This window comes from Hymenobacter polaris (assembly GCF_012927305.1).
GTDB classification, from domain to species: Bacteria; Bacteroidota; Bacteroidia; order Cytophagales; family Hymenobacteraceae; genus Hymenobacter; species Hymenobacter polaris.
In genome coordinates this window covers 787788-811587 of the sequence record NZ_JABBGH010000003.1, presented here as the reverse complement: position 1 = coordinate 811587, position 23800 = coordinate 787788, and the positions used below count along the sequence as shown (strand labels likewise).

The following is a 23800-nucleotide window of genomic DNA, read 5'->3' as shown; positions in this document are numbered from 1 at the left end:
ATAAGCCGTGTTTTCGAGTACTTGTACGCTAAATAGCAACCTTTTTCTATATAGCACTTTATCACCATGAAGTGCCTACCCTCCGCCGGCGACTGCTGGGGGCTGGCCAGCAAAAAGCCCTTACTTCTGCGGAAGTAAGGGCTTCAAACTATTTCCGTCTTGCGGCGTCCCCTAGGGCCGCCGATTTTAGTTATTCACCGAGGTTTTGGTGAACAAGCCAGGCACCGGATTCGGCGTGTTTAGATTGGTATTTAGCTCCACCTATGGGTATAGCAGGCGCTGCGGCAGCATGGTGGCCGTGGTAGTATTCAGCGGCACGCCGATGAGGTTGTTGGTGCGGCGCACGTCGTTGAACTCCTCAATCTGGCCGATGAGGGCGAGGTACTTCTCGGTCAGGATTTCCTTTAGCAAGGCGTCGCTGCTGGCAAAGTCACTGCTGGCGTAAGCCATGTATACGCCGCCATTGCCAGCGTAGAGGCTAGCATCGCGCGCCCGTATCTTATTGAGGGCCGTGAGGGCGGTGGCCGCCCCATCGGCCCGCGCCGAGCACTCGGCAAAAATGGTCTGGGTTTCGATGTAGGTGAAGTAGTCGCTAACTAGCGGTTAAAAATTGCTACCCTGCACTCATCGTCCGTCGTTAGGGACGCGGGGCAGGCCAGGCAAAACCAGCGCTAGGGTTCATTGGCTGCTCACAATGCCTGCCCGCAACCCGCTTCCGCACTCGCCCGAAAGGCAGCGATTTGCGCTGCTTCGGGCTAGCTGCTCGCAGCATCTTAGCCGGCGCCTTTCGGCCTTGCGCAGGTTTAAGGGAGGAATTCATCTCCTTGCCCCGTGCCGCACACGCCACTTTCATTTAGTAATAATGTCATAACTTGGCGCCAAATCCAGCTCCTCCTTGAATAGCATGGCTCTTTTCTCCACTTCAATCTTTTTAGTATGAAGCATTTTTCTCTATTGTTGGTCTTGCTGCTCTTTTGCCTGGGGTTTCAGGCAGCAGCGCAGAACCGAACTGTTTCTGGCCGGGTAACTGACCGGGCTAATGGGCAAGGACTACCGGGCGTGACAGTGCTGGCCAAGGGCACCACCCTAGGCACCTCGACCAATGTAGACGGCGCCTTTACCTTGAGCGTACCTGCTACGGTTACTACGCTTACTTTTAGCTTTGTTGGCTACACTACCACCGAGCAACCAGTACGCGCGGGAACTATCAACGTGGCACTTGCCCCCGACGCTAAGCAGCTAGGGGAAGTTGTTGTAACGGGGGCCCTGGGCATCCAGCGCCAAGAGCGCGAAGTGGGCTACGCCACGGCTACGCTCGACACCAAGGAGTTAGTGCAAGCTCGCCCCACCAACGTGGTGAACGGCCTGAGCGGCAAAGTTTCGGGCTTGCAGGTGCAAACCATCGGCTCGGGTATCAGCCCCCAAGTGCGCCTGACGCTGCGCGGCACCCGCTCGCTCACGGGCAACAACGAAGCCCTGGTCGTAATCGACGGGGTGATTTCAACCAACGAACTGCTGGCCTCCCTCAACCCCGATGACATCGCCGACATCTCGGTGCTGAAAGGGGCAAACGCCGCCGCCCTCTATGGTTCGCAGGCTTCGAACGGCGCCTTGATTATCACGACCAAGAAAGGCAGCAACCGGTCGCAGATTACGTTATCGCAAACCTCGCAGTTCGAGTCGGTTTCGTTCCTGCCTCAGTTTCAGACCCAGTTTGGCCCCGGTGCCAACTCCTGGAACCAGACCCGCCCGGTATATGCCCCCAACGGCGCTATCGACAGCAACGAGGACTACCAGTATAACAGCTTCGAAAACCAGCAGTTTGGCCCGCGCTACGACGGGGTGCTGCGGCCGGTAGGCGAGCGCCTGGAGAATGGCGACGTGCAGATGCTGACGTACAACGCGCGGCCCGATGAGAAGCGCAAGTTCTGGAACACGGGTTACCAAGCACAAAACGGGATTTCGTTCTCGGGCGGCGACGAGAAAACTAAGTTCTACGCCTCGTACCAGAACGTGCATAACAACGGCATTGTGCCCAAAGACAAGCTCGACCGCAACAGCTTCCGCTTCAACGCCTCGCGCGAACTTGGTCGCCTCACGGCTGGCTTCAACGTAGCCTACACGCAGCAGAAAGTAGACGCTACCTCTAACCTGAGCCGCGACCAGTCGGTGTACTGGAACTGGTTCAACACGTCCGCCCTGGTGCCCCTGACTTCTTACCAGGATTGGCGCAACAACGAGTATGCTAACCCCAACGGGTTCTACAATGCGTTTTACTTCAACCCTTATTGGGTTATCGATAACAACCGCACCATGGACCGCCGCAATACCTTGGTGGGCAACGTTGACCTGTCGTTCCGGGTTCGTGACTGGTTGCGCCTGCAGTACCGCATCGGTACTACCAACATCGACCAGAACAGCCTGAACACGCAAGACAAGTTCCTGTATTCGGCTTACACCCTGGCTAATACCAACCACTCGTCGAGCGCCCAGACGCCGGGCTTCGTACAAGACATCAGCAGCAATCAAAACCGCATCAACTCGGATTTATTCCTGACTGTTGATAAAACGTTCGGCGCTTTCAACATCAAGGGTATCCTGGGCAACAACGTGCAGCAGTTCACGTCGCGCTTCAACTACGTGGCTTCGACGGCACTGGCTACCCCAGGTTTGTTTAACCTAGCAAACCGCGTTGGCCAGTTGAGCGGCTCTGATGCCCGCGCTAACACTCGCCTGGTGGCTTTCTATGCCGACCTGACGATAGGGTTCAAAGACCTGCTCTTCCTACACGGTTCGGGCCGCAACGACAACATCTCGACCCTGGACCCCGGCAATCGCAGCTTCTTCTATCCTGGTGCCGACGCTTCGTTCGTCTTCACCAACGCCATACCCGGCCTGAAGGATGCTTCGTTCATCGACTACGGCAAGTTGCGCGGGGGCATTACCAAGGTTAGCCAAGTAAACCTAGGCGGTACGGGTACCTCGTCCTTCAACAGCGCGTCGGGTGTATACCAGACAAATGGTGCCTACGCTTTGGCCTCGACCTATGGCCTAGGCGCCGGCTTCCCTTTCGGCTCGCTGGCTTCGTTCACGGCCAACAACGGCTTGGTAGTACCGGGCCTGCTGCCCGAGAATACCGTTTCGGTTGAAGCTGGTATCGAACTGAGCTTCCTGAAGCGCCGCGTAGCTGGTGCCTTCACCTACTACGCTCAGAAGAGCACCAACCAAACGGTAAACACCAGCATCTCATCGGCTAGCGGCTACAGCGGCCTGCTGCTCAACGCCGGTGAAGTGCGCAACAACGGGGTAGAAGCTGACCTGACCATCGTGCCGGTTCGCCTCGACAACGGCCTCTCGATTACCCTCGGTGGCAACTTCAACTATAACAACAACGAGGTTATCTCGCTACCCGGCTCTTTGACCCAGTTGGCTCTCTCGACGGGCGGCAATGCTCAGCTTTACGCCATACCTGGCCAGCCCTACCCCATCCTGCGCGGCTCGTACTACCAGCGCACCGACGACGGCCGCGTGAAAATGGCCTCGACGCGCAATGCTTACGACGCTACCGACCTAACGACTTACTACTACCCGCTCAAGGCCGGCGACCTAAAGACCTTCGGCAACACCCAGCCGAAGTATAAGTACGGCTTCAATGCCGCCATCTCGTACAAGGGCCTGACGCTTTCGGGTCAGGGTGAATTGCGCACGGGCTACGTGGTGTACAATTCTATCGGCGAAGACCTGGACTTCACGGGTAGCGGCGCGCGCAGCGCGATGTACAACCGCCAGAACTTCGTGTATCCGAACTCGGCTATCTCGACTGACGGCGGCGCTACTTACGTTCCGAATACCACGGGCGTAACGCCGGGTGGCGCTGAGTTCTGGGCCCAGAACTCGACTTGGAACCGCACGGTAGCCGAGAACTACGTTACCACCGGAACTTTCTTCAAGATTCGGGAGATTTCCCTTAGCTACGCGCTACCAGCTGCGGTACTGGCAAAGATGAGCGTTATCAAAGGCCTGTCGCTGAATGTATTTGGCCGCAACGTGTTAACCTGGGTGCCTAAGGAGAATATCTATACTGACCCCGAGTTTAGCTTTTCCAACTCCAACGCTATCGGTATCAACACCAACCTACAGACGCCGCCGACCAAGTTTTACGGTGCTAGCCTCAACGCAACTTTCTAAGCCTTACCTATGAAGAATTACGTTATAGCACTTGCTGCGGGCGCGCTTAGTATCGCTACCAGCGGCTGCTCGTCGTTTATCGACATCAACCAGAATCCGAATAGCCTGACCGCGGTAACGCCCGATGCTCAGCTGGCCTCGGCTCTGGCTACCACGGCCGCCAACTACACGGGCAACAACCCCAGCTACAATAGCTACGCCAGCTGGGCAGCCGGCTACTGGGGCAAGACGGGGGTAGTGAGCGGCTACGGCGAAGAGCTGACTTACAACTATTCGTCTTCGTACTACGCCGGCCTCTGGGATGGCACTTACGACAACCTGGAGGACTACGCTCAGATTCAAACCAACGGCTCGGCCAACGGCTACCCTTACCACGCGGCTATTGCGCGCATCATGAAAGTGTACAACTTTCTGCTGCTGGTAGATGAGTATGGCGACATACCTTATACGCAGGCGCTAAAGGGCCTAGGCCAGACCGCTCCTACTTACGATAAGGCGGCCGACATTTACAAGGACCTTATCGTGCAGCTGACCGGGGCAATTGCTGACATCAAAGCCACGGATGCTACGGCTACCTCTACTTTTACGCCGCGGGCAGTGAGCAGCGAAGACATCGTGTTTGGCGGTAACATGCTGAAATGGCGCCAGTTTGCCAATTCGCTAAAGCTACGCATCTTGCTGCGCGAGTCGCAAACCAATGACGCTACGCTGAACACCTATATCACGCAGCAGATGACTGCGCTGCAAGCCAGCGTGGCCGATAACGGTGGCGATTTTATCACTTCCGACGTAGTAGCGCAACCTGGCTACGCTCAGAATACCGGCCAACAGAACCCCCTCTATACCCGCTACGCTTTCACGCCGTCGGGCACGGGGGCTACCGAGCGGAGCTACCAGATTCCGACGCAGTTCATTATCAACCAGTACCTCAACAATAATGACCCGCGGGTTTCGCAGCTGTACACGATGGGAGCGCGCCTCGTAAATGGGGCATCGGCTGCACAGTACGTAGGGGCCCGGCCGGGCGAAAGCAACTCGCCCGCTTTCAACGCCCCCACGGAGTCTTTGCCGACGGCTTCGCGCTTTTTGGGAGCTAACTCTACCGCTGCCAGCGGAGGCATCATCAAGGGCCTGAATGCTCCTACCGCGCTGATGTTGCTATCGGAGCAACTCTTCTCGAAAGCTGAAGCCGAAACCCGCGGACTGCTGCCTGGTGGGGATACTCAGGCTAAGGCAGATTACCTTGACGGTATCAAAGCTTCCTTTATCTACTTTTACCGGGCAGCGGCTACGACGAATGCTACGATTAACGCCTCTACTTTGTCTGCTCTAACGACGGCTGGTGCGGCTGGTATCTCGCAGTACAACACGTTCGTTGCTACCACGAATGCTGGTGGCTCCAACGCTAGCAACCCGCTGGTGAGCTATGACGCGGCTACTAGCAACGGCGCGCTGGGCAAGCAAGCCATCATCATCTACCAGAAATACCTGGCGATGAATTCCGTTGCCAGCGTTGAAGCCTGGGATGACTACCGTCGCAGCGCCCAGCCGAACCTGTCGCAGGTAGCTTCTACGCAGTCGCAGTCGCCGCGCGCCGACAAGCTGCCCACGCGCTTGTTCTACCCGCTGAGCGAAGTGAGCACCAACGCGGCCAACGTGCCGGCCGGCGTTACGCAGTACACCAAGATTTTCTGGGACGTGGTAGACTAAGGTGCTACACCTCCTAAAACGAAAAGGGCCACCCAGCTGGGTGGCCCTTTTTTATGCGCCTAGGGCCAAGGCAGCCCCTAAGGTAGCTGCCAGCCCTAGGGGCTAGTTCTGCATCAAGTACCCTTTGATATACTCGTCCAGGTCGCCATCCAGCACGTTCTGCACGTCGGTGCGCTCGATGCCAGTGCGTAGGTCCTTGATGAGTTTGTAGGGATGCAGCACGTAGTTGCGAATTTGCGAGCCGAAGTCGATGCGCTTCTTGGTGGCTTCCACTTTGTCGCGCTCGGCGTTGCGCTTGTCCAGCTCCTGCTGGTAGAGGCGCGAGCGCAGCATGCGCAGGGCGTGCTCCTTGTTCATAAGCTGCGAGCGCTCAATCTGCACGGCGATGATGATGCCGCTGGGCGCATGGGTGAGGCGCACGGCGGTTTCCACCTTGTTCACGTTCTGGCCGCCCGCGCCGCCGGCCCGGAAAGTATCCCAGCTGATGTCGGCGGGATTAATCTCAATGTTGATGGTGTCATCGACCACCGGGTAGGCAAATACCGACGCGAACGACGTGTGCCGCCGCCCGCTGCTGTCGAAGGGCGACATGCGCACCAGCCGGTGCACGCCAATCTCGCTCTTGAGGTAGCCGTAGGCAAACGGCCCGTCGATTTCCAGCGAGGCCGACTTGATGCCCGCGCCCTCGCCGGGCTGGTAGCTGAGCTGCCGCACCGTGAAGCCGTGGCTTTCGCCCCACATGATGTACATGCGCATCAGCATCTCGGCCCAATCCTGGCTTTCGGTGCCGCCGGCGCCGGGGTTTATTTCCAGCACGGCGGGCAACTGGTCTTCCTCGTCCGAAAGCATGCGCTTGAACTCCAGCGCCTCTACCTTGGCCTGCGTGGCGTCGTACTCAGCCTGAATATCGGCCTCGCTGGCTTCGCCCTCGCGGTAAAAGTCGTAGAGCACCTCCGTGTCGGCCACGGCAGCCTGCACCGCCTCGTAGTCGTCGGTCCAAGTTTTAATTCCCTTGATTTCCTTGAGCTTGGCTTCGGCGGCTTTCGAGTCGTCCCAAAAATCAGGGGCCAGGGTTTCGGCCTCGGCGGCCGTTACTTGTTCTTTGCGGGTATCGTAGTCAAAGGTACCTCCTCAGGGCCTCGGCGCGGCCCTTCAAGTCCCGTATCTGGTCTTGGGTCATCTGTAAGTGAGAAAATGAGTGAGTGCCTGGTTTGCCCCAGTGGCAAAGCCGCACACGGCAAAGGTCGAACAAAAAAGGCCAGCCAGGGATTCCGGCCGGCCTTTTAAGCCTTGCAGCCCTAGCAATGGCCTAGGGCTGCCTGCGTTTACTAGCCTTGCACCGGCACCATCCAGTGGTGCGGGTCGGGCGCCTGGCCGGTGCGAATGGCCTCCAGGGCGGCCCCCACGCGGCGCGAAAAAGCATCGGCCGGCACTTCGGGCAGGGTATAGTCGTGGCCTTCGTGGCCAATGATGGCAATGGGCGCGATGGTAGCGGCCGTGCCCACGCCAAAGGCTTCTTGCAGCTTGCCCTGGCCTAGGGCCGCTACAATCTCGCGGCTTGACACGCGGCGCTCCTCCGTGGGCATGCCCCAGTCGCGGGCCAGCTCCAGCACCGAGCGGCGCGTGATGCCGTCGAGGATAGAGGTGGACAGCGCGGGCGTAACCAGCACGCCATCAATAACAAACATGACGTTCATCGCGCCCGATTCCTCTACGTACTGGTGCTCCGAGGCGTCGGTCCACAGCAGCTGGTGGTAGCCTTCGCGCTGGGCCAGGGAGCTAGGCAGCATGGCGGCGCCGTAGTTGCCGGCGTTTTTGGCGTAGCCCGCCCCGCCCGCGGCGGCGCGCACGTACTTCTGCTCGAAGCGCACGCGCAGCGGCTGGCCGAAAAAGGCCGACACCGGGCAGGTAATGATGCCGAAATGGTATGTGGCCGACGGGCGCACCCCCAGAAAGCCATCGGTGGCAAACATGTAGGGCCGCAGGTAGAGCGAGCTGCCGGGGCGGCTGGGCACCCAGCTGGCGTCCTGCCTCACCAGCTCGCGCATGCCTTGCACGAAAATATCTTCGGGGATGGTGGGCATGGCCATGCGCTCGGCCGAGTGGTTGAAGCGCTGCCAGTTGGCCTGGGGCCGGAAGATGGCCACGCTGCCATCGGCCTGGCGATATGCCTTCTGGCCCTCAAAAATGGCCTGCCCGTAGTGCAGCGCCGAAGTGGCCGGGCTGATGCTGAGCGGGCCATACGGCCGAATGCGCGGCGCCTGCCACTCGCCATCGGCATACTCGGCCGTGAGCATGTGGTCGGCGAAGAGCTTGCCGAATTCCAGGCGGTCCGGGTCCATCTCGCCAATGCGCGAGGTGATGACCGGCTCAATGTCGATGGCAAAGGTATCGAGCATAGTAGTCAGGGAAAGGTAAAAAAGAGTGGGTGGGATTGGGGCCGCAAGGTACGGCGGCGGTAGCAGGCAAGCGGGCATGACCAGCCGCGCGCCGCCTGGCCTACCTTCTTACGGCGCGGCCGCCCCTAGGGCTGCGCGGGCGCCCTACCTCACACCCTGGGCTTCCAGGTTACTTCGGGCACGCCCAGGTCGTGGGCCATCTGGCGGCTCAGCACGAAGAGGTAGTCGGATAGCCGGTTCAGGTACATCACCACCAGGTCCTCCACCGGCGCTTCCTCGCGCAGCTGCACGGCCAGGCGCTCGGCGCGGCGGCACACGCAGCGCGCCACGTGCGCAAACGACACCGCCGGGTGCCCGCCGGGCAGCACAAACTCGCGCAGCGGCGCCAAGTTGCCGTCCATGCGGTCCATCTCGGTTTCCAGCAGGGTTACGTCGGCGGGGTGCAGGTCGGGCAGGCGCCGGCGGGGCTCCTGGCCAGGGTCGGTGGCTAGGTGCGAGCCAATGGTGAACAGCCGGTCCTGAATTTCCTTGAGCAAGTCGCGCCGCGGGGCGTTCACGTCCTGGTCGCGCAGTAAGCCCAGGTAGGAGTTCAGCTCGTCTACGGTGCCGTAGCAGTCGATGCGCAGGCTCGACTTGGGCACCCGCACCCCGCCAATAAGCGAAGTCAGGCCCTGGTCGCCGGTTTTGGTATATATCTTCATCGCAGATTTAACGGATTTAACGGATTCCGCGGATACGCTCGCCGACGGCTCGCTGGCTACGCGGGTGGGGCCTAGGGGTGGTTGGCCGAGCCAAAGCGGCCGCGGCAGCCCGTTTTGCCGCTAGGCCTCCGAAGCAACCAGCGGCTTGCTGATGGATTGGTTTACCTCATCGGTTTCGATGAGGCCGTCGCGCAGGCGCACAATGCGGTGGGCGTAGTGGGCAATATCCTCCTCGTGGGTTACCATGATGATGGTGTTGCCCTTAGCGTAAAGCGCTTCAAACAAACCCATTATCTCGTAGCTGGTTTTCGAGTCGAGGGCGCCGGTGGGTTCGTCGGCTAGCAGCACGCTGGGCACGTTGACGAGGGCGCGGGCAATGGCTACGCGCTGGCGCTGGCCGCCGCTTAGCTCGTTGGGGCGGTGGCCGGCGCGGTCGGCCAGGCCCACCGAGCGCAGGGCTTCCAAGGCTTTTTCGGTGCGCTCGCGCTTACTTAGGCCGGCGTAAATGAGTGGCAGGGCCACGTTTTCCAGGGCCGTAGCGCGCGGCAGCAGGTTGAAGGTTTGGAAAACAAAGCCGATTTCCTTGTTGCGCACCTCGGCCAGCTGGTTGTCGCTCATGCGGCTCACGTCCTGCCCGTTCAGCACGTAGCGCCCGCTGCTGGGCGTGTCGAGGCAGCCCACAATGTTCATGAGCGTGCTTTTGCCCGAGCCCGACGGCCCCATAAAGGCCACGTACTCGCCGCGCCTGATGTCGATGCTCACCGAGCGCAGGGCATGGATGTGCTCGGTGCCCATCACGTACTCCTTGGCAATATCCTGGGTTTGAATGACGAACGGCGTGGCGGAAGCGACCATAGGAAAAGCAATTTTGCGGGAAGATACTACGGCCCTGTAAGGCCAGCGCTTCTTGGTTCGGCCACGCGGGGCGCGGCATTACAAGTAGCCTCTGCTTTTGGCAGCCACCGCCCCTAGGGGCCGGGCTTAGCGGCCAGCAGGCTGGGCCGGACCCAGTGTCTCAAACTCGGCCGCGGCCGCCGCATACGCCCGGCGGCGAGCCTCGAACTGGGCCCCCAAGGTAGCGTAGGCGGCCGGGTCGAGGCGCGGGCGCAGCTGCGCGAGCGCCGACTGGCCCAGGTCGGCCACGCCGGCGCTCGCGGCGGCCAGGGCAAAGGCCGACAGCAGGGCCGGGTCGTCGGGGTTTTCGGTGAGGCCCTGCTGCAGCACCTCGTAGGCATTGCCGGGCTGCTGCTGGGCGCTGAAAAACCGGCCGGCCGCCAGCACCAACGCTACGTTGAAGGGCGCGGTAGCCACGGCCCGGCGGTAGCGGCGGGCGGCGCTGTCGGGGCGGCCGGCGGCTTCGGCGGCCTGCGCCTGGCCTAGGGCCGCTGCGCCCACCAGCGGCCGGGCGGGCTGGCCCACCACCAGCGAGCCCACCGCCAGGGCAGCGGCCAGGCGCTGGCCCATTGGCCGCTGGGCAGTATCGGCCCCCAGGGCCAGGCGGCGCGCCACGGCGCGGGCCGAGTCGGGCCGGCCGGCTAGCGCCAGCGCCCAGGCCTGGGCGGGGCGGGCGTCGGCGGCGCCCAGGGCGGCGGCCTGGCCCAGGCGAGTGGCGGCGGCGATATACTGCCGCTGCTGCAGCTGCCACAGCCCCAGCACATACTGATAGTAAGCCGCCGACTGGCTGGTGCCGGCGGCCAGGGGGCCTAGGGCCTGCCGGGCGGCTAGCTCGTGGCCAGCGGCGTGCAGCAGCAGGCTTTGCAGGTATACTAGCTGCTCATAGTAAGGCTCGTTGGCCGGGCGGGCGGCCAGGGTGGCCAGGGCTTTTGCCCACGGCAGCCGCTCGGTGGCGGGGCGGGTAGCGCGCGCCATGTGCAGCGCGTCCTGGTACACTTCAGCGAAGGTGGCATCATCCAGGTCGGCGCTGGCGGGGGGAGCCGAGTTGGTGGTGATGGCTACGAAACCCTTTTTTTGGCCTGGCTTCGTAGCGTTCAGCAGGTAAGCCAGGGTGCTATTGGCCGCTAGCGCGGGCGCATTGGCCGGCGTTTTGCGCGTTGCTAACTCCTTGACGAACAGCTGCTCAGCTTCCGCATACAAGCCCTGGCTTAGCAGGAAGCCCAGCTGGTTGGCTTCACTGACGGCACTGCCGGGAGTTAGGCGCGCGGCCCGGTCGAGGTAGGTAGCCACCGAGTCGGTGAGGGCCGAGCGGGTGAACAGCTGGGCCAAATCGGAGGTGAGGGCGAAGCTGCGCGGCTGCGCGCGGCGGGCCTGGCGCAGCACGGCCAGGGCGTCGAGAAAGTCGCCGGGCGTGGTGAGCAGGGCGGCCAGGCGCACGCTCACCTTCTCGTCGGGCTGGCGCAGCAGGGCGCGGCGCAGCGCGTTTTGCTCGTTTTGGATTTGACTGCGGAAGCGGTAGAGGGCCGCCCGGCCCAGCTGGGCGGGGCGGTTGAAGCGGTCGAGCACGTCGCCGCTTTCGGCATAGTAGCGCTCGGCCAGCAGGGCCAGGGGCAGGTCGTCGGGGCGGGCCTCGCTTTGCTGGCGGGTGGCGTCGCCCAGCAGGTTGTATTGCCCGGCCTGCACCTGCGCCAGCCAGGGCCAGCCGCCCTGCACGCCATACAGCGCTAGCACGCCCAGCCCCAGCACATACACGGCGTAGAAGGGAAAGCGGCGCGGCGCGAACGCCACCCGGTACACCCGCAGCCGCTGCCGGATGAGCGGCGCAAAGTTGAGCAGCGAATACAGCAGAAAAGCCGCGCCCAGCAGCCCTAGGGCCAGCGCGCTGAAAGCGCGCGCCGCATCAAGCAGCGGCGCGTTCACCGTATAAAAAGCGTAGCCTAGGGCGGCGGCGGCGGCGGCCGTTAGCAATCCCAGCAGCACGCGGGCCGCCGGGTAGGGCACCCACTCGGCGTAGCTAGGCGCGCGCAGGCGCAGCCCCAGCGCGCTCGTGAGCACGGCGGGCAGCAGCAGCACCAGCGGGTCGAGGTGCAGGCCATAGCCCAGGGCCAGGCTGCCCTGGTACCAGTACCAGCCCAGCGCCCCAAGGTAGAGCGAGCTAGCCAGCAGGTACGGAAATAACCCAAACCGGCTTTCGGGCTGCTCGGCCTGGCTATTAAACCACAGCAGGGCCCGCACGTTCTCGACCCCCACCCACAGCACCAGCAGCGCCACTAGCACCGCCCCAGCCGGCGTGGCAAAGGCCGCCAGCTGCAAAGCCGTATCGGCGGGCGACAGCGGAGTTTTGCTATATACTAGGCCGGCCAGCGCGGCCATCAGCGTGGTTAGCACCAAGGCCCGCAGCGGTAGGCGCACCCGCTCGCCCAGCAGGTGCAGGCCGCCGGCGGCGGCGCCCAGCACCCCCAGGCTCAGCCACAGGAAATAGGGCTGGCTGCCGCCAAACAGGCCTAGGCCGTCCACGTTCAGCGAAGACAACAGAAAAATGACCGGCGCCGTGCCCACCACGAAGGCCGGCCGCCGCAGCCCGCTCACCACCGCCAGCCAGCCGGCCAGCGCCCCGGCCAGCACCAGCAGCCAGCCGGTAGCCGCCAGGGGGTGGGTGTAGGGGCCGCCCACGTCGTGGGTCAGCGTCACGGCATAGCCATTGAGGGGCAGCGGCAGCCAGGCGGGGCCGGCCGCCACCGAGTCGAGCACCACCGGCACCGGCGCCAGATGCGGCACCAGGCGCATTGGCAGCGTGGCCGCCTCGCCCGCGAAGTAGGCGTAGGTAGCGCCCCCTAGGGCCAGCAGCGCCAGCAGCAGCGGCAGGCGCGGGCGCAGTAGAGATTGGGAAAACGTCGGCAAAACGGCGGGGGTAGCCCTAGGGGCTATTACAATGGAACGGTGGCAAAAAAGAACGTCATGCTGAGCTTGTCGAAGCATCTCTGCCACGCCGCTAGAATCGTTCAACGATGCGACAGAGATGCTTCGGCAAGCTCAGCATGACGTTCTTTTTAATACTCAGCGTAGCCTAATCCAGCACCTTGGGCACGCGGAAATAGTCAGAATCATGGCGCGGAGCGTTGCGCAGGGCTTCCTGGCGGCTCACGGTATTGCGAGCCTCGTCGGGGCGCAGCACGTTGATTTCGTGCGAGAGGTGCACCAGCGGGGCCACGCCGTCGGTGTTCACTTTTTCGAGCTGGGCCACCCAGTCCAGAATCCCGTTGAGGTCGGCCAGCATCTGCTGCTCGCGGGCGGGGTCAAATTCGAGGCGGGCCAGGTGAGCCAGGCCACGGAGGGTTTCGGTGTTCATAAGTGTGTGGATAAGTCGATAAAACAAGCCCTAGGGCGCTAGTGGCTGGGCGGCCCCTACCCTTTCGCGGGTTTTTCGGGCAGCACGCCGCGCCAGGTGCGGCCCACCGGGATGCCCCGGCCCTCGGGCACGAAGTCGTCGGCGATTTCGGCCATCACCCGCGCCTTTAGGGCGGGTATGTCGGCCTCGGTCAGTCCCTTGGTTTCGATGGGTTGGTGGTAGACGGCGCGCAGCTTGGCGTGGCGCACACGCAGGCCTGGTACCGAAGGCATAAACTTGTGGGTCAGCGGCAAACTTACCGGAATAATGGGCACGCCGGTAGCAATGGCCAGCTGAAACGCGCCGTCCATAAACGGCTGCAATGCCTCGCCCGGTTTGGGGCCGATGGTGCCCTCGGGAAACAGGATGAGCGGCCGGCCCTCGCGCAGGCTTTGGCGGGCCTGGGCGGTGGCGCGGCCCCGGCCCACGGCGCTCTTGCGGTTGATGGGAATGTAGGTTTGCCCAAAAATGGGCCCCCACAGCGGAAACTTCACTAGCGAGTCCTTGCCCATGATGTTGACGAAGCCCGGAATATCGCGAAACAGCAGCAGAATATCCACAAACGAGGTGTGGTTGGCCAGGTAAATGCAGGGCTGGTCTTGAAGGGGCGGGCCCTCGTTCACTACCTCTACCGGCACGCCCCAGGTGGTGGTTGAAAAGATGGCCCAGTAGTGGTTGATGGCGTGCAGGTAGCGCCGCCACGCGGGCCTGCGCACCAGCACCAGCTGCGCCGGGTAGGTGACGAAAAACGGCAGCACGAAGCAAAACGTGGCCCAGGTGGTATAGAGCCGCTGGCCGATATAGCGAAAGAAATCACCCATACAGTGCAAAAATAACGGCCAGAACATTGGGGCCGGGCGCGTGGGCCCTCGGGTACGGCCAAACCCTGGCGTCCCTACCCGCGCCCGGCCAGCACGCGCTCGGCTTTCAGCAAGCCGGCCACGCTAATGGCGTCGGTGATGGTATCATCCAGGGCCAGGGCCACGGCCTGGGCTAGGGGCAGCTTCCAGAGGCGCAGGTCCTCGGTTTCCTCGGGCTCCCAGTCGGCCTGGGTCAGGTCTTCGGCCAAAAACACGAAGCCTTCTTCGTCGGTCACGGAGTTGGAGGTGTGCAGGCGGGCAATGCGCGTCCAGCGAGCGGCAAGCAGGCCGGTTTCCTCGCGCAGCTCGCGCTGGGCCGATTCCAGAATATCCAACTCCACGGGACCGCCGCCCATGGGTATCTCCCAGCTGTACTCGCCCAGCGTGTAGCGGTACTGGCCCACCAGCCAGGTATTGCCCTCGGCATCAACGGGCACGATGCCAATAGCCTTGTTGCGCATCGACACCACGCCGTAGATGCCGGGGCCACCCTTGGGGTTAATCACCTGGTCTTCGCGCACCCGAATCCAGGGATTTTGGTACTTGGGCTCCGAACTCATTGTTTGCCAGGGGTTATGCTGGGGGTCGAAATCGGTGGGCGGGGTGGTGGGCGTCATACGGGCGGGCCTAGGGGCATTTTTTGCCAAAAGTAACCCGCGGGCCCGCCGCAGCCCGCCCCCAACCCCGGCCCGCAGCCCGCGTACACCTAAGCGCCGGGCCGCCCCTCACTTCCCCGCGGCCGGGTTGTTTTTATGGCTGACAACAAGAAAAAGGATTCCCCGACGCCCGACAACCACGCCGATTCGCTGCTCAACCTCAAGTTTGCCGAAGCCGAGGCTGACCTCTCGACCCACAACGGCGGCCTAGGCCCCACCACCAACGTGTACGTAACGGACGACGAAAACCAGGAGATTACTGCCGGTGAAGGCCCGGTAGACCGCCAGGGCCAGCGCCGCGGCGAAACCGACCCCACCGATGAAGGCTCGACTGCCGGCGCTCACAGCTAGTTTCGGAGCGAATAATCCCGTCCGAACGTCATGCTTATCTGGCGTCCGCCTGCCGAAGCATCTCTACCACGCCGTATCGTGCGGGAGAGATGCTTCGGCAGGCGGACGCCAGATAAGTATGACGTTCTTTTTTGCCCTTTCAATACCTCATCTATTCCCTTATGCATCACCTCTGTTCTTTCACGCCGGTCCGGCCCGCGGCGCACTGGGGGCTGCGGCTACTAGCCCTGCTAGTGGCCCTGGCGCTGCTGGGCGGCTGCCGCGCCAGCGGCCCCGGCAGCCCGGCCCGCACCGTCGATAACTTCTTTGCCAAGTACCGCGACCAGCCGGGCTTTCGCACCACCGAGTGGTCGGCCGACTTGTTGCAGCGGCTGGCGTTGGTGCGGGCAGCTAAGCTACTGGGCGGCAGCGACCTGACCAACGCCATTACCAGCATTCGCACGGCGCGGGTGCTCAGCTTCGTGCCCACCAGCAGCGGCGCTCGCGAGCTGGCGCGCGACGGCCTAGGCAGCGAGGTAAGCGGCCTGCTGGCGGCCGAGCGCTACACCTCGCTGGCGGCGGGCAGCGGCACGGGCGCTTACAACTACGTAGTCCGCGCCAACGGCGACAACGTGAGCGAGCTGGTAGCCACCGGCGGCCTGCCCGACGCGGCCAACTCGTTTGTGCTGGTAGAAGTGAAAGGCAGCTTCACCCGCGCCCAAGCCGAGGCCCTGGCCCGCGTGCTACCTGAAGCCGTGCGGCAAACTACTGGCCGGTAAGGAGTTGTATAGAGTTGTATGCAGATAAAAGGCGGTCATGCTGAGCCCCGCGAAGCATCTCTTCCGCGCCCCTAGGGTATCGTTCGGGAGAGATGCTTCGCGGGGCTCAGCATGACCGCCTTTTTATTCAGGCTCAGCAGGACCGCCTTTTTATCCTAATCGTTAGATATCAAACTTGATACCTTGCGCCAAGGGCAGTTCGGTGCCGTAGTTGATGGTAGTGGTTTGGCGGCGCATGTAAACTTTCCAGGCGTCGGAGCCCGACTCGCGGCCGCCGCCGGTTTCCTTTTCGCCGCCGAAGGCACCGCCAATTTCGGCGCCGCTGGTGCCGATGTTCACGTTGGCAATGCCGCAGTCGGAGCCGGCCGCGCTTAGGAAAGCTTCCGACTCGCGCAGGCCGCCCGTGAAGATGGCCGACGACAGACCTTGGCACACCCCGTTTTGCAGGGCGATGGCTGCCTCTACTTCGCCCTCGTACCTAATGAGGTAAAGGATAGGCGCGAAGGTTTCGTGCTGCACCGTGGGGTAGTGGTTTTCGGCCTGCACCAGCGCCGGCAGCACGTAGTGGCCGCCGTGCAGCTCGGCGCTGCTCAGCACCTGGCCGCCGGCCAGCAGCGTGCCTCCTTCCTGCTGCACCTTGTCGAGCGCATCGGTGAACAGGCCTACCGCGTCGGCGTCGATGAGCGGGCCCACCAGGGTGCCGGCTTGCAGCGGGTGACCCACCGGCAGCTTGGCGTAGGCCGCCTGCAGGCGCTTGCTCACCTCGTCGAACAAGCTGGCGTGGATGATGAGCCGGCGCGTGGTGGTGCAGCGCTGCCCCGCCGTGCCCACCGCCCCAAACACCACCGCCCGAATGGCCAGCTCCAAATCGGCCTGCGGGGTAATGATAATGGCGTTGTTGCCGCCCAGCTCGAGCAGGGCGCGGCCCAGGCGCGCGCCCACGGCGGCGCCCACCGCCCGGCCCATGCGGGTGCTGCCCGTGGCCGACACCAGCGGTACGCGCTCGTCTTTGGCCAGGGCCTCGCCCAGCGCGGGCCCGCCCAGCAGTAGGTTGAATACGCCTTCGGGCAAGTCGTTATCTTCCAGCACCTTTTGGATGATATGCTGCACGGCCACGGCGACCAGGGGCGTTTTCTCCGAGGGTTTCCACACGCACACGTCGCCGCACACGGCGGCCAGCATGGCGTTCCAGCTCCACACCGCCACCGGGAAGTTGAAGGCCGAAATGACGCCCACGACCCCTAGGGGGTGGTACTGCTCGTACATGCGGTGGGCGGGCCGCTCGGAGTGCATGGTGAAGCCGTGCAGCTGCCGGCTGAGGCCCACCGCGAAGTCGCAGATGTCAATCATCTCCTGCACTTCGCCCAGGCCTTCCTGCAAAATCTTGCCCATCTCGTAGCTCACCAGCTTGCCCAGGGCCTCCTTGTGGCGGCGCAGCTCGTGGCCAATCTGGCGCACCACCTCGCCCCGGCGCGGGGCCGGCACCAGGCGCCAGGTAGCAAAGGCGGCCTGGGCGGCTTGCAGCACGGTTTCGTAGTCGGCCGGGGTAGCCTGGGCCACGGTGGCAATGAGCTGCCCATCGGCGGGTGAGTGCACGGGGCGCGGCGCCTGGCCCGCGCCGCCCCACTGCCGGCCGGTGCTATAGGCGGGCACCTCGGCGCCAATGCCCAGCTGGTGCAGCACATCCTGCATGCCGTGGGGGTCTTGGTGCGGGTGGCGCACGGTTACGTCGGGGCGGGTGGCTTCTTCGAGGGCTTGCTTCATGGGGCGGGCGGAGGGAGAGATGGGCGAACTAGGCGCCAAAGGTAGCGGGCCCCGCCGCCCTAGGGCTGCTGCGCCAGCCAAGCCAGGGCCTCGTTTTCGCGGTTGAAATACTGGTAGTGGGCGCCCTCGGTTTCGCCCTGCGCAATGCTGCCAAGCAAGGCCGAGTTGGTGCCCAGAGCCTCTTGGTTAACCATGGCGAAGTAGGCCACGAACAGCGGCCCGCCCAGCGCCGGCACCAGCCGGGGGCTGAACTGCTGCCGAAACCACGCCAGCGCCTCCAAGTTGCCCACGGGGCGGCGGCGCACATCGAGCAGCCAGTGGCGGCAGTTGGCGTGGGTCAGGGCGGCGGCTAGCAGCGCCTCGTAGCTGGCTTGCAGCTCGGGCAGCGCCAGGGGCTGCAGCCAGCGCGCAACAAGCAGCGCCTGGTCGGGGCGGTATTCGAGGGTGAATACCTCGGCGGGCAGCGGTACGGGCAGGAGCATGAGCAGGGGAAGTAGCGGCTTGGCCCTGCGAAGTAACGCGCCCCTAGCTAGTGGCAACGCTTAGCCAGTCTTTAAGCGGCCCTACACCCTAGGGGCCTTGGTACCATCCGGGCACGTAGCAGCTGGCTGGCTGGCTAAAACGGCCATGCTTATCCAGGGCCACTTGCTGCCGGGCCGGGTTATTTCAAGAGGCTTTTCGACTGCTTTCGGCAGCTACTTGTCGTCTCAGCGCGGCAATTACTGCCCAGCCGCCGCCCGGCGCAGCTCATCCTCGGCCCCGGCGGCGCGCTTGCGGGCGGCGGCCACCTTGCTGTTGCCAAAGCGGTAGCTGAGCGAGAGCGTAGCCACCCGCGTATCCTGCCGGGTGTAGTAGCGCTCGTTGAACGTGTCGTAGGTGGAGATTACCTGGTAGGGCTGCGTGTAGAAAATATCCGTCACGCTCAGGCGCAGGGTGCCCTGCTTTTGCCACATGCTTTTTTGCACGCCTACCGACACCTGGCCCCGGTCGCTGATGTTCTGATAGTTATACACCTGGCGCGACTCGTAGCTGCCGTTTAGCTCGGCGGCCCAGCCGTGGGGTAGCGTAAAGCTGTTGTTGAGCGTCAGCTCGGCCCCAAAGCCCCCCCGGTCAAGAGCAGTGCCGGCCAGCGTGCCGGTGTAGTGGTTGTAGTAGCCCAGCACATTGGCGTAGAGGTTCCACCAGGGGCGCGGCATGAGGGGGGCCGTCAGCGCAAGGGTATAAAAGTCGCGGGTACTAAGGTTGGCAGGCTGGCTTACTACTAGGTAGCCCCCATCGGGCGCGGGCTGTATCACATTCACAATGGGCTGGCTAGAACGGGCATAGGCCAGGGCAGTGCTCAACGTATTTTTATAGCGGTGCGTCAGCTCTACGTTAGTAGTGGTTTCGGCTACTAAATAGGGGTTGCCTGCGGCGTACGAGGTAGCGTCGAGGTAGGCGCGCAGCGGATTCAGTTGCAAGTAGCTGGGTCGCTCCACGCGCCGGGCTACGGCCAGGGTCAGGGAGTTGTTTTTGTTCAGCGCGCGCTCTAGCAGCAGGTTCGGAAACAGCTGGAGGTAGTGCTGCTCGCGCAGGGGCCTAGGGCCCTGGTCGGCGCGCAGGTTGGTTTGCTCGGCCCGCAAGCCCGCCTGGAAGCTGGTGCCCGCCAGCGTGCCGCGCAAGGTGGCGTAGGCCGCGTTCACGTTTTCGCGGTAGTAAAAGGGCTTGGAGATGGCCGTGTCAACGGCGCTCACGCCCTGCTGGGTAGTGATGAACGTTACGTTGTTGTCCGACGTGACCAGCGTGGCCTTGGCGCCGGCCTCCAGGCGCAGGCGGTGCGGCAGGGGCTGGGCATAGTCTAGCTTGGCCGCCCGAATGATGAGCGTGCTGCCCTGGTCGCCGTGCAGCAGGCTGGCGGCTTGGCTGGGGGCGTCGAAATACGTAGTGAGGTCGTTGCGGCGCGCGGTGTGGTAGCGGGCCACGTCGGCGTCGGCGCTCAGGCTGCGGGCAGTAGCTGAGTCGGCAAAGCTGTGCTTAAAATTCAGATTGGCCGTGAGGCTGGGGCGCCAGGTGCTCAAGTCATTAAACGAGCTAAAATGCTCGCTGCTAGTGCCGTACAGCAGCTGGGTTTGGTTGTCGGTGTGGGAATTCACCTGGCTCACCAGCCCGCTCACCGCCGCGCCCAGCAGCGTGCGCTTGCTCAAATTCAGGTCGAGGCCCACCTTGGCGGTGTGCGAGCGCAAGTGCAGCACCTGGTCGGTGCTAAGCACGCTGCTGGCCGCCGGGCGCCGTAGCAGCTGCTCGGTGAAGGTGCGCGCGAAGTCGATGTCGGTGAAGTTCCGGCGGTCGGCGTAGGCGTAGTTGCCGTAGAGGTTGTATTTCTTGCCGCGGCTGTTGAGGCTGAGGCCGGCCGCCAGCTTGCCGTAGCGGCCCTGCCCGTAGCTGGCGTTGGCGCTGCCGTTGGTGCCTAGGCGCTGGTCTTTTTTGAGGTTGATGACGATAACGCCCGCCCCGCCTTGAGCGTCGTACTGGGCCGGCGGGTTGGTGAGCAGCTCCAGGCTCTGGATTTGGTCGGCGGGCAGGGCGCGCAGGTAGTCGGCCAGCTCGGCGCCGGCCAGGGGCGTACGGCGCCCGTCAATGACTACCAGCAAGCCCTGACGGCCGCGCAGCGCTAGGTTGCTGCCAGCATCGAGCGTCACGCCCGGCGAGCGGCCCAGCACATCGAGCGTCGTGGCCCCGGCCGACAGCGGGTTGTCGGCCACGTTCACCAGCGTACCCCGCGGGCTGGGCTCGTAGAGCGGCTTGCGGGCCGTCACGGTCACTTCCTGCAGGGCCGTGGCGGCGCTGGCTTGCAGCACGATGAGGAGCGGCGCGGGCGCCGGCGCGTCCCCTAGGCCTAGGTCGAGGGGCGCGCTCCAGTAGCGGGCGTAGCCTACCTGCGCCACCGACACGCGGTAGCGCCCGGCGGCGGGGCTTTGCAGCAAAAATTTTCCGGTGGCGTCGCTAAATTCTGTCTTCACCACCACCGAATCGGCGGCGCGGTGCAGCGTCACGGTTGCCAGCTCGAGGGGTGCGTTGCGCCCGTCGGCCACGGTGCCGCGCACGGCCAAACCGCTTTGGGCGCGCGCCGCCAGCGGCAGCAGCAGCCCAATTAGCAGCGCCCAGCTGCCGAGGCGTTTGTAGATAATCTCCAGTCCAGCTCGTAGTAACTCAATGAGGGACATGTATTATGAGACGAAAAATTAGAAGAAATCATAGTTAGCATTTCCTGCATAAGTAACTAAAGAAGGCGAGCGGCTGGCCCTACGACCAGCCATAGGGAGAGCAGAGCGTAAGACCTAAATAATTGAATAGATGTTAATAATAGCCTGGCAACATAGCCCTAAAGATGGTGTAATATCTGTTCATTATCCAAACATGTGACTGGAAGCCTGACGCCCGCTAAGCGCCCGCCGGTCCCGACCTTTGCCGGGCTATGTCTCTGCGTTTTCTCGACCTGCCCGCCCGGCTGGGCGCCACCCTGCTGCAAGCCCCGGCCGACCCCGCCGCCTCAGTGCAGTCGCTGCTGCTTGATAGCCGCCGGGTGGGCCTGGCCGAGGGGGCGCTGTTTTTTGCCCTGCGCGGCCCCCGCCACGACGGCCACCACCACCTGGCGGCGCTGTATGCCAAGGGCGTGCGGCAATTTGTGGTGAGCTACCCACCGGCCAGCCTAGGGCCGTTTGCAGGCGCGGGCTTCGTGCTGGTGGCCGACACGCTGGCGGCCCTGCAAACGCTGGCCGCCCAGCACCGGGCGCAGTTCGCCGGCCCGGTGTGGGGCATCACCGGCTCCAACGGCAAAACCATCGTGAAGGAGTGGCTGGCGCAACTGCTAAGCCCCAGTGAAAGCATTTGCCGCTCGCCGCGCTCCTACAACTCGCAGGTGGGCGTGCCGCTGAGCGTGTGGGAGCTGAGCGCGGCGCGCCACACGCTGGGCATTTTCGAGGCCGGCATTTCGGAGCGGGGCGAGATGGCGCGGCTGGCGGCCATCATCCAGCCCACGTTTGGCCTCTTCACCACCCTAGGGCCCGCCCACGACGCCGGCTTTGCCTCCGAGGCCGAGAAGCTGGGCGAAAAGCTCCAGCTGTTCGCAGGCGCAGGTTTCGAGCGGCTCGTTTACTGCGCCGACCAGCCGCTGGTGGCCGCTGCCGTGCAGGCCCGCACCCTGCCCGCCCTGGCCTGGACGCGCCACGACGCGCCGGCCGCCGCCCTGCGCTTTCGCCTCAAGGCCACCAGCGTGGGCAGCACCGTGGTGCGCGTGCGCTTGGGTGCGGCCGCCCCGGACCTATTGGGCCCGCTCGACTTCCATGAGCCGGCCCTAGGGGCGGCTACCCGCTTCACGCTGCCCTTTGCCGACGAGCCGGCCCTCGAAAACGCCCTGCACTGCCTGGCCGTGTTGCTGCTGCGCCAGCTCGACCCCGCCACCGCCCTGGCCCCGGCCGAGCTGCAGCGCCGCCTGCTGGGTTTGCGCCCGGTAGCCATGCGCCTCGAAATGAAGGCCGGCCGCCACGGCTGCTACCTGCTCGACGACACCTACAACAACGACCTGGCGGGCCTGGCCCTGGCCCTGGATGCCCTGGGCCGGCAGGCCCGCCCCGGCGGCCGCACCGTCATTCTCAGCGACTTGCTTGAGTCGGGCCTGGCCGCGCCCGAGCTGTACGCCCGCGTGGCGGCGCTGCTGCGCGCCCACGGCGTGACCCGGCTCATTGGCGTGGGCGAAGAAATTACTTATGAATTGGCAAGCACCTCGCAGCAAGCCCAGCTGCTTGCTCAAGAGCAGTTCATACTTCAAAGCTACCCCACTACCGAGGCGCTGCTAGCCGACTTGCACGCAATTGATTTTCAAAACGAAACCATCCTGGTGAAGGGCGCGCGGCGCTTTGGCTTCGAGCGGGTGGTGGCGGCTTTGCAGCAGCCGCAGCACGGCACGGTGCTGGAAGTAAACCTGGACGCGCTAACCCACAACCTACAGCACTACCGCCGCCAGCTGCGCCCCGGCACCAAGCTCATGGTGATGGTGAAGGCTTTTGCCTACGGTAGCGGCTCGTACGAGGTGGCCAGCTTGCTGGAGTTTCAGCGGGCCGACTACCTGGCCGTGGCCTACGCCGACGAGGGCCAGCAGCTGCGCGACAACGGCATCAGCCTGCCCATTATGGTGCTCAACCCGGGGCCCGACTCGTTTGGCCAGCTGCGGCGCTACCGCCTCGAGCCCGAGGTGTACTCGCTTGAGCGCCTGCGCGACTACCTGCAAGCCGCCCGCGAAGCCGCGCAGGATGCCCTAGGCCCCCTGCCGCCGCTGCACCTCAAGCTCGATACCGGCATGCGCCGCCTGGGCTTTGCCGAGGACGAGCTGCCGGCGCTGCTGGCCCTGCTGGCGGCCCACCGCGACCAGCTGCCGGTAGCGGGCATCATGACGCACTTGGCCGCCGCCGACGACCCCGCCCACGATGAGTTTACGCGCCAGCAGCTGGCCGCCTTCGCGCGCATGGCCGCCGCCATTGAGGAGACCCTAGGGCGGCCGGTGCTTAAGCACGCGCTTAACTCGGCCGGCATCCGGCGCTTCCCCGAGGCGCAGTTTGACATGGTGCGCCTGGGCGTGGGCCTTTACGGCGTGGCGGCCGGGGCCGAGGGCGAGGATAACCTGCAGCCCGTCAGCACCCTGAAAACCACCATCTCGCAAATAAAGGAGCTGCCGGCGGGCACCACCGTGGGCTACGGCCGGCGCGGCGCGGCCACCGCCCACCCGCGCCGCCTGGCCACGCTGGCTATCGGCTACGCCGACGGCTACGACCGGCGCTTCTCGAGCGGGGCGGGGCTGGTGCTGCTGCACGGGCAGCGCGCGCCGGTGGTGGGCTCGGTGTGCATGGATATGGTGATGGTGGACGTAACCGACATTCCGCAGGCCCGGCCCGGCGACGTGGCCGTTGTATTCGGTGATGGCCTGGATATCAACGAGCTAGCCCAGCGCATCGGCACTATTCCCTACGAGCTGCTCACCAACGTAAGTGAGCGGGTGAAGCGCGTCTTCGTTAGCGAGTAGCCTAGGGCCGGGCGGCGGTAATAAATTCGCAAGCAGAAAGCCTGCCTGGCTCTGGGCTGGGCTGCTTTCGCTTGCC

At 63.9% G+C, this 23800-nt stretch carries 17 protein-coding genes; 5 read left to right on the top strand and 12 right to left on the bottom strand.

The genetic code is table 11. The annotated features are described in order from the left end of the window. Positions 1 to 261 precede the first annotated feature (261 nt). On the bottom strand, positions 262 to 561 hold the full coding sequence (locus HHL22_RS19985) for a RagB/SusD family nutrient uptake outer membrane protein (protein ID WP_317172721.1): 300 nt from the start codon (positions 559 to 561) through the stop codon (positions 262 to 264). Between the two features lie 375 nt (positions 562 to 936). Between HHL22_RS19985 and HHL22_RS19980 the strand changes: the two genes are divergently transcribed. Further along, positions 937 to 4188 carry a SusC/RagA family TonB-linked outer membrane protein gene (locus HHL22_RS19980; protein ID WP_169533150.1) on the top strand — a complete coding sequence of 1084 codons (3252 nt, stop codon included), beginning with the start codon at positions 937 to 939 and terminating at the stop codon, positions 4186 to 4188. A 9-nt stretch (positions 4189 to 4197) separates the two neighbouring features. Next, entirely contained in the window at positions 4198 to 5898 is a 1701-nt protein-coding gene (locus HHL22_RS19975) for a SusD/RagB family nutrient-binding outer membrane lipoprotein (protein WP_169533149.1), read from the top strand. A gap of 102 nt (positions 5899 to 6000) precedes the next feature. Here the strand turns inward: HHL22_RS19975 and prfB are convergent. The 8 genes from prfB to HHL22_RS19935 form a co-directional block, all read right to left on the bottom strand. Continuing rightward, positions 6001 to 7078, bottom strand: a protein-coding gene (gene prfB, locus HHL22_RS19970; protein WP_195809335.1) for a peptide chain release factor 2 whose coding sequence is annotated in 2 segments (ribosomal slippage) — positions 6001 to 7017 and positions 7019 to 7078 — 1077 coding nt in all. Because the reading frame shifts where the segments join, the coding sequence is not laid out codon by codon here. 148 nt (positions 7079 to 7226) lie between these two features. Continuing rightward, complete coding sequence (locus HHL22_RS19965; protein ID WP_169533147.1) at positions 7227 to 8297, bottom strand: branched-chain amino acid aminotransferase; 1071 nt, start codon at positions 8295 to 8297, stop codon at positions 7227 to 7229. A gap of 149 nt (positions 8298 to 8446) precedes the next feature. Continuing rightward, positions 8447 to 8998, bottom strand: a complete 552-nt coding sequence (locus tag HHL22_RS19960) for a cob(I)yrinic acid a,c-diamide adenosyltransferase (protein ID WP_169533146.1) — start codon at positions 8996 to 8998, stop codon at positions 8447 to 8449. A 120-nt stretch (positions 8999 to 9118) separates the two neighbouring features. After that, positions 9119 to 9853, bottom strand: a complete 735-nt coding sequence (locus tag HHL22_RS19955; RefSeq protein ID WP_169533145.1) for an ABC transporter ATP-binding protein — start codon at positions 9851 to 9853, stop codon at positions 9119 to 9121. 126 nt (positions 9854 to 9979) lie between these two features. Further along, positions 9980 to 12793, bottom strand: a complete 2814-nt coding sequence (locus HHL22_RS19950; RefSeq protein WP_169533144.1) for a tetratricopeptide repeat protein — start codon at positions 12791 to 12793, stop codon at positions 9980 to 9982. A gap of 166 nt (positions 12794 to 12959) precedes the next feature. Continuing rightward, the gene (gene gatC / locus HHL22_RS19945; protein WP_169533143.1) at positions 12960 to 13241 is read right to left on the bottom strand and encodes an Asp-tRNA(Asn)/Glu-tRNA(Gln) amidotransferase subunit GatC; all 282 of its coding nucleotides are present in this window, start codon (positions 13239 to 13241) and stop codon (positions 12960 to 12962) included. 56 nt (positions 13242 to 13297) lie between these two features. Continuing rightward, entirely contained in the window at positions 13298 to 14101 is an 804-nt protein-coding gene (locus HHL22_RS19940; protein WP_169533142.1) for a lysophospholipid acyltransferase family protein, read from the bottom strand. A gap of 74 nt (positions 14102 to 14175) precedes the next feature. Beyond that, positions 14176 to 14757, bottom strand: a complete 582-nt coding sequence (locus tag HHL22_RS19935; protein WP_169533141.1) for an NUDIX domain-containing protein — start codon at positions 14755 to 14757, stop codon at positions 14176 to 14178. Positions 14758 to 14892: 135 nt separating this feature from the next. Here HHL22_RS19935 and HHL22_RS19930 point away from each other — a divergent pair, with 135 nt between their 5' ends. Together HHL22_RS19930 and HHL22_RS19925 are read left to right on the top strand one after the other, a co-directional pair. Then, positions 14893 to 15147 (top strand): hypothetical protein, encoded by a 255-nt coding sequence (locus HHL22_RS19930; protein WP_169533140.1) that lies wholly within the window; start codon positions 14893 to 14895, stop codon positions 15145 to 15147. Positions 15148 to 15308: 161 nt separating this feature from the next. Beyond that, the gene (locus tag HHL22_RS19925; RefSeq protein WP_169533139.1) at positions 15309 to 15905 is read left to right on the top strand and encodes a DUF4252 domain-containing protein; all 597 of its coding nucleotides are present in this window, start codon (positions 15309 to 15311) and stop codon (positions 15903 to 15905) included. 162 nt (positions 15906 to 16067) lie between these two features. On the opposite strand, the gene amaB is transcribed toward HHL22_RS19925, so the two are convergent. The 3 genes from amaB to HHL22_RS19910 all read right to left on the bottom strand — a co-directional run bounded on the left by amaB (position 16068) and on the right by HHL22_RS19910 (position 20872). Beyond that, a complete protein-coding gene (gene amaB / locus HHL22_RS19920) occupies positions 16068 to 17669 on the bottom strand; it encodes an L-piperidine-6-carboxylate dehydrogenase (RefSeq protein WP_169533138.1) in 1602 nt (533 codons plus the stop codon). 59 nt (positions 17670 to 17728) lie between these two features. After that, complete coding sequence (locus HHL22_RS19915; RefSeq protein ID WP_169533137.1) at positions 17729 to 18151, bottom strand: hypothetical protein; 423 nt, start codon at positions 18149 to 18151, stop codon at positions 17729 to 17731. A 237-nt stretch (positions 18152 to 18388) separates the two neighbouring features. Continuing rightward, positions 18389 to 20872 (bottom strand): TonB-dependent receptor, encoded by a 2484-nt coding sequence (locus HHL22_RS19910; RefSeq protein WP_169533136.1) that lies wholly within the window; start codon positions 20870 to 20872, stop codon positions 18389 to 18391. Positions 20873 to 21123: 251 nt separating this feature from the next. Here HHL22_RS19910 and HHL22_RS19905 point away from each other — a divergent pair, with 251 nt between their 5' ends. After that, positions 21124 to 23724 (top strand): bifunctional UDP-N-acetylmuramoyl-tripeptide:D-alanyl-D-alanine ligase/alanine racemase, encoded by a 2601-nt coding sequence (locus HHL22_RS19905; RefSeq protein ID WP_169533135.1) that lies wholly within the window; start codon positions 21124 to 21126, stop codon positions 23722 to 23724. Positions 23725 to 23800: the final 76 nt, after the last annotated feature.

Bases quoted from the DNA above. Each gene is read 5' to 3' on its own strand.
- HHL22_RS19980 (WP_169533150.1), top strand. From the start codon at position 937: ATGAAGCATTTTTCTCTATTGTTGGTCTTGCTGCTCTTTTGCCTGGGG.
- HHL22_RS19975 (WP_169533149.1), top strand. From the start codon at position 4,198: ATGAAGAATTACGTTATAGCACTTGCTGCGGGCGCGCTTAGTATCGCT.
- HHL22_RS19965 (WP_169533147.1), bottom strand. From the start codon at position 8,297: ATGCTCGATACCTTTGCCATCGACATTGAGCCGGTCATCACCTCGCGC.
- HHL22_RS19960 (WP_169533146.1), bottom strand. From the start codon at position 8,998: ATGAAGATATATACCAAAACCGGCGACCAGGGCCTGACTTCGCTTATT.
- HHL22_RS19955 (WP_169533145.1), bottom strand. From the start codon at position 9,853: ATGGTCGCTTCCGCCACGCCGTTCGTCATTCAAACCCAGGATATTGCC.
- gatC (WP_169533143.1), bottom strand. From the start codon at position 13,241: ATGAACACCGAAACCCTCCGTGGCCTGGCTCACCTGGCCCGCCTCGAA.
- HHL22_RS19940 (WP_169533142.1), bottom strand. From the start codon at position 14,101: ATGGGTGATTTCTTTCGCTATATCGGCCAGCGGCTCTATACCACCTGG.
- HHL22_RS19935 (WP_169533141.1), bottom strand. From the start codon at position 14,757: ATGACGCCCACCACCCCGCCCACCGATTTCGACCCCCAGCATAACCCC.
- HHL22_RS19930 (WP_169533140.1), top strand. From the start codon at position 14,893: ATGGCTGACAACAAGAAAAAGGATTCCCCGACGCCCGACAACCACGCC.
- HHL22_RS19925 (WP_169533139.1), top strand. From the start codon at position 15,309: ATGCATCACCTCTGTTCTTTCACGCCGGTCCGGCCCGCGGCGCACTGG.
- amaB (WP_169533138.1), bottom strand. From the start codon at position 17,669: ATGAAGCAAGCCCTCGAAGAAGCCACCCGCCCCGACGTAACCGTGCGC.
- HHL22_RS19915 (WP_169533137.1), bottom strand. From the start codon at position 18,151: ATGCTCCTGCCCGTACCGCTGCCCGCCGAGGTATTCACCCTCGAATAC.
- HHL22_RS19910 (WP_169533136.1), bottom strand. From the start codon at position 20,872: ATGTCCCTCATTGAGTTACTACGAGCTGGACTGGAGATTATCTACAAA.
- HHL22_RS19905 (WP_169533135.1), top strand. From the start codon at position 21,124: ATGTCTCTGCGTTTTCTCGACCTGCCCGCCCGGCTGGGCGCCACCCTG.